Origin of the sequence: Aerococcus sp. Group 2, from assembly GCF_905125285.1 — a bacterium.
In the GTDB taxonomy this organism is placed as follows: domain Bacteria; phylum Bacillota; class Bacilli; order Lactobacillales; family Aerococcaceae; genus Aerococcus; species Aerococcus urinae_E.
This window is the reverse complement of record NZ_CAJHPA010000007.1, coordinates 19,237-31,372: the sequence shown is the minus strand read 5'-3', so window position 1 is coordinate 31,372 and position 12,136 is coordinate 19,237. Positions and strand designations below refer to the sequence as shown.

The window sequence follows — 12,136 nt, the reverse complement described above, 5'->3', positions numbered from 1 at the left end:
GTCTACTGGAAAAAAGCCCGAATGAGAATACGAGTGGCTCGATTTTTTCCTGCCTTTAAAAAGCCATAAAAAACTTCAGTCTCTGCCATCGAAAAAAATAGAATTATGATAAAATAGGTTTTGAGTTTAATGGTCTATCAGAATATGTAATAAGGAATGATAGTATGGAGACAAGAGATATTGTCACTCGCCTCAATACCCTCAGCGAGCAACTGGGCCAAATGCAGACCGAACTAGAGACAATTATCGATGAGTGGGGTAAAGAATTAATCAAAAATCAAGACCTACAGATGGAAAACCATTATTTAAGAGAACGGGTCAACCAATTATTAGCCAATGACCAGCCGGAAGAGAAGGAGGCTGCTCCCCAAGAAAAGGACGGACAACGCTCTCCTGCCTTACAGAACCTCTTAAATATTTATGAAGATGGCTTTCATATATGTAATATTTCCTATGGCCAAAGACGAGAAAATGCTGAGCAATGTATGTTTTGCTTAGATATTCTTTATGGCATGGAAGGTAAGCGTTAGGAAGGGGATTGGATGACGCTATTAGCCAATGAGCGCATTGATCAATTAAGCCAATTTGACCGGGAGATCATCCAAAGTGATGATACTTTTTCCTTGTCGACAGACGCCTTGTTTTTAGCCTACTTTGCCCGGGTGAGAAAGACCAAAAAGCAAAAAATTGTCGACTTCTGCTCTGGTAATGGGGCCATCCCTTTGATCTTATCGGCCATGACCGATGCACCCATCGAAGCCATTGAAATCCAGCCCGAACTAGCTGATATGGCTAGACGGTCGGTGGCCTTAAATCATTTAGAAGAGCAAATCACTATCCATACCGGCAATATCAAATCCGCCACTAGCCTGGTCAAGCCGGAATCGGTGAATGTGATTACCTGTAACCCGCCTTATTTTAAGGTCTACCCGGACTCTTGGATTAATCCCAACGATAAAAAGGCCCTGGCCCGTCATGAAATCGCCATGACCTTGGAAGATATTTTCAAGCAGAGCCAAGCCTTACTCAAGGAAAGAGGGCGCTTAGTCTTGGTCCACCGGCCGGAACGCTTGACTGAAATGATCCAAGCGGGACTCAAGTACCGGCTCATTCCCAAGCGCTTGCGTTTTGTCCACCCCAAGCCCGATAAGCCGGCCAACACCCTCTTAATTGACTTTATGAAGAACGGCCAAGAAAAGGGCTTACAAGTCCTTCCTCCTCTCTATGTCTATACTAAGGACAATGTTTATACGGAAGAAGTGAAGGCTTATCTCCACCAAGGATAATAAGCAGCCTCGCCATTACATGTATGTGCTTCTCTGTCACGATGATAGTCTCTATACCGGCTATACCACCGATGTTGACCGTCGGCAGGAAGAACATAATAGTGGCAAAGGAGCCAAGTATACCCGCCCAGCCAGCCGGCGACCCTGTGCCATGGTCTTTGCCAAGGCTTTTTCTAGTCGCCAAGCCGCGACCCAGGCGGAGTATCGTTTTAAGCAATTTTCCCGTGCCGAAAAGATTAAGCGTCTAAAGGCTTACGGTGTTAGTGACTTTCATTACCGACCGGGCATTTCTTGCCAGCGCGTCGGTTTAAATGATGACTACAATAGAGAAAGAAGGTGAGTCCATGCAACAACAAAAAAGTTTTGCCAGTGAAGCGACCCAGGGGAATCTTTATCTGGTGCCTACCCCAATTGGTAACCTGGAGGATATGACCTTTCGGGCCCTCAAAGTCTTGCAATCGGTGGACTTGATCCTAGCTGAAGACACCCGCCATACCCAAAAGTTATTGAACCATTTTGAAATTGATAAGCCGCAAAAAAGCTTTCATAAGTACAATACCCAGGAGCGCATCCCTGAAATTCTTTCCCTCTTGGAAAAGGGGAAAGACCTGGCTCAAGTCAGTGATGCCGGTATGCCTGTGATCTCGGACCCAGGTAGCGAACTGGTCCAGGCCTGTCTCAAAGCGGGTATTCGGGTGATCCCCTTACCAGGCGCCAATGCGGCTTTGACCGGATTGATTGCCAGTGGCTTAAATAGTGAAGCTTTTACCTTTATCGGTTTCTTGCCTAAGAAGGCAAAGGACCGCCGCCAGCAATTAAGGGGCTACCAAAATGCTGGGGAAACCCTAATGATCTATGAGTCTCCCTATCGGATCAGCCAGACTATTGAGACGGCTATTGAGGTTTTTGGCCCTGACCGGCCAGCTTGCGTAGTCCGGGAATTGACCAAGTCCTATGAGGAATTTAATCGGGGATCTTTGGCGGAATTGCGTGCTTATTACCAGGAAAATCCCATCGTCAAGGGGGAAATTTGTTTCTATATTGAGGGTAACCCCCATCCCAAGTCAGCGGCGGAACAGCTCCAGGCAGGGATTGACCACCTGCCCCTCAAAGGCCAAGTCGAGTGGTGGATGGAAGAAGAAAAACTCTCCTCTAAGGAAGCCATTAAGAAAGTGGCTAAGAATAAAGGTTTAAAGAAGCAAGAAGTTTACCAAGCCTACCATGAAATCGGTGGGGAGGCCCCATGATTTTCTACCTAGGAGGTGGCTTACTTCTTGCCATCGCTTTATTACTCTTTATCCTGGCCCCGCGTAATTTGTGGGACTCCTGGATTGCTAGTCTGGGACTTATTATCCTTTTTTACGCCATGGGTAAGGACCCCAACTTTGCGGAATCCCAGTGGCTGTCCTTCATCTTTCATGGGATAGAGGTTTTTGTGAATTACATTGCCCCTTCCTTACTGCTGATTTTTGGACTAGCCATGTTTACCTATGCCTTATCCCTCTTTCAAGAAGAACATAATTATCTCCAGCTGGTGATTGGACTGAGTCTGGCGGTTTTCTTAATTCTGGTGGGCCTTGTGCATTATTACGTTCGCTTCAACCCAGAATTGATGGCGGATAAGCATTGGCTGCATATTTTAGACTTTGTGGTTGCTTACTATGTCTTACTCTTGATTAATTTCCTGGTCAATTCTCTAAGACTCTGGTTGATTGAGGATGACCGCAAGCAGGATTATATTATTATCTTGGGCTGTCTATTTAATAGTGATAACACGGTGTCTCAGATGCTAAAGCTACGCTTGGATGCCTGTTTAGCCTATGTGGGACGTCAGAAGTTTCTCTACCACCACATTCCTATTCTCATTGTTTCTGGAGCAGCCACAGTAGCAAATAGTGACTGTTCGGAAGCTGATGTCATGGCCCAGTATTTGAAAGCCCAGGGCATCCCCGAGGAAAAGATTTGGCGAGAAGACCAAGCCACCAATACCCATGGTAACTTTGCCTACAGTAAGCAACTGATCGAGAGGATCCAACCCGTCAAGAGTGCCCATATTGCTTTTATTACCAGTGCTTTCCACCTTTACCGCAGTCAACTCTATGCCAACCTGGAAGGACTCTACCAAGTCACCGGATTTGGGGCCAAAACCACCCTAAGGGAAAGCTTTAAACATGGGATTCGAGAATTCGTTGCCATCTTATTTATGCACCGCAAGCTGCATTTATTAATGACGGTGGTTATGTTTGGGATTGGTTGGCTCAACTATATTCATTTTGATTAACAGGTTTTACTAAGAGAGGAGCTATTGATATGCTACAAGAATTTAAAGATTTTATCGCTAAGGGTAATGTGATTGAATTAGCTGTCGGGGTTGTTATGGGGACTGCCTTCACTGCCATTGTGAACTCCCTGGTTAAAGATATTCTAACTCCATTATTAGGGATTATTTTAGGCAATATCGACTTGTCAGCTTATAGTATTGAAGTTGCCGGAGCTACATTTGGTGTGGGGAACTTTGTTAACGCTATTATTTCTTTCTTATTAATTGCCCTGGTTCTATTCTTTATTGTTAAGGCTTTTAGCCACTTCAAACATGAAGAAAAGAAAGTTGAAGAAGCTAAGCCAAGTAATGAAGAAGTCCTATTAACAGAAATCCGTGATTTATTAAAGAACAAATAGAAGCTAAGGACTCCAGACGGGAAGCGATCCATCCATTCTATTGTAGGCAAATAAAAAGCGAAGCTAGTCCAATGGCTAGTTTCGCTTTTTGTTTTATATTTTGTTTTATAGTCTTCTTTTATTTTTATAGTGGGTGAATCGCTTAAGGTGAAAATCTATTTTATATAGTTTTGAGCAGTAGTGGCGCTGTGAAATGAGTCGTTAGCCATGAACTAGCAAGCACTAGGGTGTGAGGGCTGGTACTTAGCTTTCGTTCACTGGAACAAGTCACCAAAGCAGTCTATGTGACTGCAGTGGGGACTTGTGAAGTGACACGAAAGCTGCCAGATCGAACCCGACTAGATGCGAATTATATATCGTAGGCGTCAGCCGTACGAGATATTTGAGGCTCGCTAGGTGAGGGACCTAGGCCCGAACCGGTGCCATGGCTTTTTAACGACGGAATTTCAAAAGCATAACGAATGCTCAATGATATTATTTGGTAAGAGTATTTATTTAAAAAGTTATGTAGTCACCGACCGGGTAGTCCTGAGGGTCGAGCTGTAAGTCGCTGCCTGTGACCATGGCGGCGAGTTCGTGGCCGATAATCGGGCCGGTGGTTAAGCCGCTTGAGCCCAGGCCAGAAGCCACATAAATATGGTCATACTTGGGCAGGGACCCGTAAAAGGGGGCAAAGTCGCTGGTATAGGCTCGGGTGCCGACCTTAATAGCTTGGTGGTCAGAGAAATCGATGGCAGGTAGTAAGTCCTGAGCTGTTGTCATAATTTCTTCTAAGGCTTGGAGGTTGGGACTTAGGTCAAAGCCTTGGTCATTTTCATGGGTAGCTCCTAAGAAGAGGCGTTGACCTTGGTGGGGGATAATGTCCGCTTGGCCTTCGGGCATAATCAGGGGCCATTGTTCAGCTTGGCTGATGTGGTCGTAGACCAAGAGTTGACCTTTTTGGGGTCGGATATCCACATTTTCTGTGTAAGGAGCCAGAATTTCTCCTAGCCAGGCGCCTGCTGCGATAATGACTTTGTCATAGCACTGCTGTTGGATCTTAATCTCCGTAGAGCTGATGGCATCAATGGTGGCCGCTTCAGGGATGACACGAAGTCCCTTATCTTGGGCAGCGCTAAGGAGTTCCTGGCAGAATAATTCGCCGTCAATGACGGCCGCACCAGAATCAATTTGAATCAGGTCCTGGTCATAGGTCCAAGGGGCTAGGGCTGCTTGGGCCTGGCTAGGCTTTAGGCGCCGGATTTGACCGATCAGGGGGGCGTTTTCCTTACGGCGGTTGGCAATGGCCATGAGTTCGTCAATCATTTTTTCTCGCTTTTTCAAAAGCCAGGTGGTCCGTTTTTGGTAGGCCCTTGAAGTGATGCCGGCTTGGGCTAAGTCTGCGATCAATTGAGGGTAAAAATGGGCCCCGGCATTGGCCATCCGGTACCAAGGCTTATTGCGACGCTTGGAGAACCAGGGACAGATAATACCGGCTGCTGCCTTAGTGGCCTGGCCGATCCCGCTATCGTAGAGGGTGACTTGGTGGTCAGTCTGGCTGAGATAGAAGGCGGTTACCGAACCGACAATTCCTCCACCGATGATGGCTATTTTCATTCTTAATCTTCCCCTTTCTTATCCTCGTCATTGTCTTGGTCATGTTTTGCTTGGCGGGCGGCCTTGAGCTTGGCTTCTTTCTCAGCCTTGGCCCGTTTTTTCTTTTGCGACCGGTAGGAAGCCCGGCTGATGAGCGGGGTATTGAAGAGTAAGGTTTCCCAAATTCCTGTTCGATTAGTGCTGTCTTCCTCATTTTCAAGGTCATCAGCCTCTAAGTCATGGGCGTGTCCCTTAGCCAGACGGACATCATCATCGCTTTCTTCTTCCTGGTCATCATCCAGCTCTTGCTTGTCCTTCTCTGGGCTCGTCAAGGCCTGGTCATAGACTAGGTAGCCACTGACAGTCAGGATAAGGAGGAAGACCAACCAAATGGGGAGCTTGATGACTAAGACTTGGTAAAGTAAGGAAAAATAAGGAACCAAGCCAATGAGGAGGAGAATGATGGTAATAATGATTAAGTAGACCCAATTATAGCCTTCATTCCAAGCGTCTCCGTAGTCACTGGACCGAGTAAATTGAAACACAAAAAAGATAAACATGATGGAGAGTAAAAGTTCCAATAAAAGGCCCAGGACGCTTAGGGGCAGGGGCATATTTAAAGCCTGTCCCCAAGAATGATAGGCATTGAACCCTTGGAAAAAGATTAAGAGGGCGTAAAAGCCATAAGAAATGACTAGAAAGAGTAACAGGTACTTAGTCAGGGTGTGGGGTTGGTCATGGATAGTGACTAAGTGGTGTTTTCTGATTATCTTGCGGGCATAAGCCTCGGCGTCATTAGGGAAGAGGTACTTGGGCAAGAGATGGCGGGTTTGGGCTCCTTCCAAACGGTCAAGGAGTTGGCTCAGGTCTTCATCGATAGTGAGTTGGGGTTCGGCGTGGGTGTAGAGATAGGCCTGGCATTGGAAGAAGTACTGCCGCCAAGGTTGGTCGAGGTCTTTAGCCCGATTTTGATTGCTGTGGTAGACCTTTCTAGCTTGGTCTTTTTCTTTTTTTAGCGCTGCTTTTTCTTCACTGGTTTCAAACACGTGTATTACTCCTTTATTTACAAGCATCATTATTAGCTATATTTTAAAGGAAGTCAGTCAAAATAGCTACTCCTCAACTATAGCGACGAATTTTTATATTTTCCGCCACTTCATATTTTCTATGCTATAATAATCAATAAAAATTTATAATTATTGTGTTTTCTAAAGGAAAGGAAGGATTTTTTGTGAAAATTAATCATCGTTACTTAAATACAGCCCCCTCCATTATTCGCGAGTTTGCTGAAACTTTTGCCCAAATTGATGGTTTACTACCTTTTACAATCGGGGAACCTGATCTTAACGCTCCTGAAACGGTTAAAGACGCCATCAAAAAGGCTTTAGATGAAAATAAGACCCACTATGCATCAGCTAAGGGGCTTGGAGAATTGGTCGAGGCTATCGTTGCTTATTTTAAGCGTACCCAAGATCTTGATTTAAAAGCTGATAATGTGATTATTACCAATGGTGTCACCGAAGCTGTAAAGATCGCTATGGATGTTTTCATTAATGAAGGCGATAAAATTATTGTTCCTTCTCCTTTCTTTGGCCTTTATGAAATGACAGCAGCGATTGCAGGGGCAGAATTGGTAACCTTAGATACCAGCCAAACCGACTTCAAGTTAACCCCTAAGGCTTTGGAACGGAGCTTGGATGCTAACCCAGAGACGCGTTTAGTCCTCCTAAACTACCCCAATAATCCGATTGGGAATACCTATACCAAGGATGAAATTCGTGAATTAGCCGAAGTGATTAAGCGCTATGATGTCTTTGTCATTAGTGATGAAATTTATTCAGACATGATCTATGACCAAGACCATTATTCCATCTACAATGAAATCCCCAACCAAACCATCTACCTCAATGGTCCTTCCAAGAGTTACGCCATGACCGGACTTCGGATTGGTTTCATCCACATGCCTGATGGCTATGTGACCCAAGGCTTGGTTTCCCACCAAACCATGGTTACCAGCGTGTCTACCCCTGATCAACACGGGGCCATCGCTGCTTATAATGAGTGTGATGACTTTGTCGTGGAAGCCCGTGATAAATTTAAGAGTCGCCGCGACCTGCTCTTAGAAGAATTACCTAAGATCGGTTTAGAATTTGTTCACCCAGCTGGAGCCTTCTATATCTTTATCAAGGCACCAGAATCATATAATGGTGATGACAAACAATTTGCCCTTGACCTAGCCCATAAGGCCAAGGTAGGGGTGATTCCAGGATTTGCCTTCGGTAATGCCGGTAAAGGCTATGTCCGCTTCTCCTATGCCTCTTCTTACGAATCTATCCAAGAAGGTCTCAAACGTTTAAAGAACTTCGTTGATCAATTGGCTTAGAACTTTTTTAGAATCTAAGAAACCAATAAAAGGCATGAAACCATAAGCTAAAAAATAAGCCTTCCCGCATCAAGTGGGGAAGGCTTTTTTACTTGAGTTAATCTAAGGCTTTTAATTTACCGGTCTTGGTCATGTCGTGGATGGCTTTTAAATCAGGTTCAAAGAGGCTGATCTTGTCATGGTTCTTTCCGTAGTAGAGTTCATTAGGGAAGTAAAGGCGCTCGTCCCCCAGTTCTTGGCCGGTAAAGGCTCGGATCAGTTGGCTGGCTTCCGACAGTTCAATGATGGTTCCGTCTTTTTCCAATAATTCAATCTGGGTCCGGGGGTTCTTTTGGCTGGGATCATAGAGATCATAGGGCAGGTCATAGTTACTGTTATAGGCAGTATAGTAGTTAATGTCATAGCCCATTTGACCAATTTTCTCTTGTAAGACTTGAGCAGTTTCTGCTTGAGTGTTGGAGTCAAAGGTGACCGACTTAAAGGGTTTGCGGTTGATGAAACGCTTGGACAAGTCAACTAGGATCGGGTCATCACTGGTTAAGATCCAGTGTTGGAAATAGGTTTCCATCACACCATCATCGACATGGAGGTAGTCGGTGAGGTCCCACTCATTTTTCAAAAAGGGTACCAAGAGTGGGGAGTGCTTGATAAAGTACTTGGGATTGTCTTGGTAAAGGTCCTTAGCCCGTTTCAAGAGGCGGTTGAGGATCATTTCCATGGCCCGAGAAACCGGGTGGAAGTAGACCTGCATATACATTTGATAACGGCTGACAATATAGTCCTCCACCGCATGCATGCCGGCATAGTCAAACATAATCTCACCCTGGTAAGGTCGCATGACCCGCAAGATCCGCTTGAGGTCAAAGGCCCCATATTCAGCCCCGGTAAAATAGGAGTCTCTTAAGAGATAGTCCATCCGGTCGGCGTCGCATTGGCTCGAAATCAGTTGGACCACTTGGGGGTTGGGGTAGCTGTGGTTGATGACGGCAGCCACTTTATTGGGGAAATCAGGAGAAACGGTAGTCAAGATTCGATTGACCTCCGTCTCAGGGGAGGTAATGATGGCCCGGGTGACGGCTTCATGGTCAGTACCGAAAAGTTTTTCAAAGGTGTGGGAGAAGGCGCCGTGGCCGATGTCATGAAGGATAGCGGCACAAAGAACCACTAAACGTTCTTGGTCATCCCACAAGCCATCGCCTGGCTCTTGACTAGGATAGTTGCGTTGGAACTGGTTAACAATCCGTCGGGCAATTTCATACACCCCCAGGCAGTGGGCAAAACGAGTATGGTCAGCCCCGTGGAAGGTAAAGCTGGTCGTGCCTAATTGCTTAACCCGGCGCAGGCGTTGGAATTCCTTAGTGTTAATAAGGTCTAAAAAGATTTGGTGTTGGATATGGATATAACCATGCACCGGGTCACGGAAGACTTTTTCCCGGATCCGGCGGTTAGCTTGTTCAAAAGACATAAATAACTACCTTCCTTCAGTTAAACGTTGGTTACGTTTGATCATGCGTTGGACCTGGTCATGTAAAATGTTTTGGTCTAAAGTCGCCAAGTCAATCTCTTCAAAAGAAGTCCCCAAGTCTTGGCTAATGACTCCTTCCAGGGCCTCGGTCACTTGGTCAGTGCTTTGGATTCTGGGCAGGCTCGCCTTGAGGTTGGCCATGCTGTCGGGGTTAATGATAGGGTACTTGGTCTTTGTCGCTTGGTTTTGCTTACCTAATTGGTAGAAGTTTTTTACCACTTGACCACGGTAATCTTGCTGGCCATAAAGGGAAAGGTAAGTAAAGATCCCAATGGCCCCGCCAATCCGTCTTTGGGCAATACCGGCAATCTTTTTACCCGCTAAGCTGACATCAAATTTACCCGGGCAGTAGGAATCACTGACTTCCCCGGTGGTTAGTTGCAGTTGGTAGGGGGCCAGTAAGTCCTGGAGGAGTTGGACCTTGATTTGGTAGGCTTGGTCAATGCTTAGCCTATCGGAATAACTATGGGGCCCCAGGTGGAGGGTATAATTCACTACCCCAGGTTCACTAATGACCGCCAGTCCCCCGGCTGGACGGACTACTGCTTGGTAGGGGGTTTTTTCTTCGACGGCTGCTAGAGCTTGGTCCAGATAAGGTAGGCGGGTGTCCTGCATACCAAGAATCAGAGTGGGGTCGGTGGTCCAGGTGTGTAAAATCAAATCGTAGGGGAGGGCTTCCTTGTTGAGACCATTTAATAGGTAGTCGTCAACGGCAAAAGGGAGTAAGGGCGTCTCCTTGGCGTAGTGCACATTGAGGCGGGCGATTCTGAGCCCAGGCCCTTGATGAAGATAATTCTTGATTAACATGCAATCCCTCCTCAATAATTTGCCTATATTATAGCATAAAGTGAATAAACAAAGCCCCTCTCAGCGACCAGTCAACCAGGAAAAAACCTTGACTTTATTAAAAAAATTCACCTATGCTATACTCATTGAAGAGCAACAGACTGCTTTGTAACAAACAGTGAAAGAGTAAGAGGTGGACTAATGAGTAGAATGAAGGAGACCATTCATATCCGTGGCGTCAACCACATCCAGCAAGCGGGGGAAAAACAGGAATTGGTCATCGACCAAAAAGGCACTTACTTTGCCCACCCCCATGCTTTCTTTATTGAATATGAAGAAGATTTTCAAGGAGCTAAGAGCCGGGTGCGGTTGAAGTTTGACCACAAGCAGGGCCTAACCATTAAGCGCTCAGGTCAATCTGTCCAGGCCACTATCCCCTTAGCATTGGGGAAAAGGCAGAGCTTTCTCTACCGGATCAAGGGTTTGCCTAACTTAAGTCTAGCTAGTGAACTGGACCAGATCGAGGTGGAAGAGTTTGAAGGAGGGGGCAGGATTAACTGTCACTACCGAATTTTTGAAGACTTGGACCAAGAATTGGGTCAATATCAATTGCAATTGAAATATACTTATGTTGTAGTGTAAAATAGATAGAGTATGACAAATTTTTTAGCCTGAAAGGATGACGCTTGAGTGAACTTACAACGCCTAGACCACCAAAATAAGGAGGAGCTGTCTTTATTAGAAGTGGCTTATGAAATTTTGGCTGAGAGTAATGAAGTTTATGATTTCAATCAATTATTAGCAGCTGTGCAAGAATATCTTGACTTGACCGATGACCAAGTGGCTCAACGCATGGTCACCTTCTATACCGAATTAAATACTGATGGAAGTTTCATTTCCTTGGGAGATAACCGCTGGGGCTTACGGGCTTGGTACCCAATTGATTCCATTAACGAAGCCATTGTTTCTTCTATGGATGATGAAGATATCAAAGAAAAACATAAGACCTCCCGTCGTAAGAAAGTCAATGTCTTTGATGAAGGCAATGAGGACATGATCGACTACAATGCCGATGACCCAGAAGATGTTGATGCGTATGAAGCAGACTTTGATGATGAGGATTACGATGAAGCGGACTATGACGATGTCGACGTGGATGACGACGATGAAGATAGTGACGAAAATGATGAATTGAAAGATTATCAATCTGACTTGGATGAGTTAGGTGATGATGAAACCGAAGATGACTTAGAAGATGGTCTGGAAGGTGACTTAACCATTCTCGATGATGAGGACTTGGAAGACGAAGAGGAAGACGACCACGATTTCTAATAATTCATCGAAAAAGCGTGTAACTAAAGTTAAGAAGGCTGGTATAAAAACCAGTCTTTTTTTGTATACCAAGCTCACCTTTAGTGTGACTGTCTCACTCTCTTCAAACCTGCTCCAGTCACAGGACGAACGTCCACTTCAAAAACTGGTAACGCTCAGCTTTGCTGAGCTTATCCCAGTTTTCTCCAGTGGTTTCGTCCTCTAGTGTGACTGTCGCACTCTGTTTTCTTCAGAAAGTTTTTTTTAGGAGGTGGATTGGGAGTTTCCCAACTGAGCTTTTAAAAAGGCTAAATTTTTTATTAAGAATTTTTTGAGGGAGTTTATCAGGGCTTTAACTGCTTGATGATCTTGTGATCGATTTCATTAGTTGGAGTTTATTTTGATTGAGAGGGCATTAGGCTTGATACCAAGGGCTTTTAGGGAGAGAAAGGGATTGGATTTGCTTTTATTTTTACTTTTACTAAGAAAAAGATTTAAGCCAGAATAACTTAAAAGGTCGAATACATCGATATAGACTGACTTGGTATTTTAGTATACAATAAATCAGTATAATTATTTTACCCCCCAATC

13 protein-coding genes are annotated in these 12,136 nt (G+C 45.1%); 9 read left to right on the top strand and 4 right to left on the bottom strand.

The window, feature by feature from the left end:
* Window positions 1–164: 164 nt before the first annotated feature.
* Genes JFU01_RS08440 through mscL form a run of 6 tightly spaced genes read left to right on the top strand, consistent with a single transcriptional unit; the run spans window position 165 to window position 3,965 of the window.
* Window positions 165–530: a DNA replication initiation control protein YabA gene (locus tag JFU01_RS08440; protein WP_195856636.1), complete on the top strand. Its 366-nt coding sequence runs from the start codon at window positions 165–167 to the stop codon at window positions 528–530.
* Window positions 531–542: 12 nt separating this feature from the next.
* Window positions 543–1,286 (top strand): tRNA1(Val) (adenine(37)-N6)-methyltransferase, encoded by a 744-nt coding sequence (locus JFU01_RS08435; RefSeq protein ID WP_195856635.1) that lies wholly within the window; start codon window positions 543–545, stop codon window positions 1,284–1,286.
* Between the two features lie 19 nt (window positions 1,287–1,305).
* Window positions 1,306–1,626, top strand: a complete 321-nt coding sequence (locus JFU01_RS08430; protein WP_195856634.1) for a GIY-YIG nuclease family protein — start codon at window positions 1,306–1,308, stop codon at window positions 1,624–1,626.
* Window positions 1,627–1,630: 4 nt separating this feature from the next.
* Window positions 1,631–2,533, top strand: a complete 903-nt coding sequence (gene rsmI / locus JFU01_RS08425) for a 16S rRNA (cytidine(1402)-2'-O)-methyltransferase (protein WP_198434228.1) — start codon at window positions 1,631–1,633, stop codon at window positions 2,531–2,533.
* Window positions 2,530–3,567, top strand: coding sequence for a YdcF family protein (locus JFU01_RS08420; protein ID WP_111822314.1), 1,038 nt, complete (start codon window positions 2,530–2,532; stop codon window positions 3,565–3,567). The genes rsmI and JFU01_RS08420 overlap by 4 nt, the downstream gene beginning before the upstream one ends.
* 29 nt (window positions 3,568–3,596) lie before the next feature.
* Window positions 3,597–3,965, top strand: coding sequence for a large conductance mechanosensitive channel protein MscL (gene mscL, locus JFU01_RS08415; protein WP_064292603.1), 369 nt, complete (start codon window positions 3,597–3,599; stop codon window positions 3,963–3,965).
* Between the two features lie 495 nt (window positions 3,966–4,460).
* Here the strand turns inward: mscL and JFU01_RS08410 are convergent, their stop codons facing one another.
* The gene (locus JFU01_RS08410) at window positions 4,461–5,561 is read right to left on the bottom strand and encodes an NAD(P)/FAD-dependent oxidoreductase (protein WP_195856632.1); all 1,101 of its coding nucleotides are present in this window, start codon (window positions 5,559–5,561) and stop codon (window positions 4,461–4,463) included.
* Between the two features lie 2 nt (window positions 5,562–5,563).
* Window positions 5,564–6,586, bottom strand: coding sequence for a hypothetical protein (locus tag JFU01_RS08405; protein WP_195856631.1), 1,023 nt, complete (start codon window positions 6,584–6,586; stop codon window positions 5,564–5,566).
* 185 nt (window positions 6,587–6,771) lie between these two features.
* Between JFU01_RS08405 and JFU01_RS08400 the strand changes: the two genes are divergently transcribed.
* Window positions 6,772–7,923, top strand: coding sequence for a pyridoxal phosphate-dependent aminotransferase (locus tag JFU01_RS08400; RefSeq protein WP_198434227.1), 1,152 nt, complete (start codon window positions 6,772–6,774; stop codon window positions 7,921–7,923).
* Window positions 7,924–8,020: 97 nt separating this feature from the next.
* Here JFU01_RS08400 and JFU01_RS08395 read toward each other — a convergent pair whose 3' ends face one another.
* On the bottom strand, window positions 8,021–9,388 hold the full coding sequence (locus tag JFU01_RS08395) for an HD domain-containing protein (RefSeq protein WP_195856629.1): 1,368 nt from the start codon (window positions 9,386–9,388) through the stop codon (window positions 8,021–8,023).
* Between the two features lie 6 nt (window positions 9,389–9,394).
* Window positions 9,395–10,255 (bottom strand): lipoyl protein ligase domain-containing protein, encoded by an 861-nt coding sequence (locus JFU01_RS08390; RefSeq protein WP_195856628.1) that lies wholly within the window; start codon window positions 10,253–10,255, stop codon window positions 9,395–9,397.
* Between the two features lie 180 nt (window positions 10,256–10,435).
* On the opposite strand from JFU01_RS08390, the gene JFU01_RS08385 reads away from it, so the two are divergent.
* On the top strand, window positions 10,436–10,876 hold the full coding sequence (locus tag JFU01_RS08385; RefSeq protein ID WP_195856627.1) for a DUF1934 domain-containing protein: 441 nt from the start codon (window positions 10,436–10,438) through the stop codon (window positions 10,874–10,876).
* 48 nt (window positions 10,877–10,924) lie between these two features.
* Window positions 10,925–11,566, top strand: a complete 642-nt coding sequence (gene rpoE / locus JFU01_RS08380) for a DNA-directed RNA polymerase subunit delta (RefSeq protein WP_195856626.1) — start codon at window positions 10,925–10,927, stop codon at window positions 11,564–11,566.
* The last annotated feature ends 570 nt before the right edge of the window (window positions 11,567–12,136 follow it).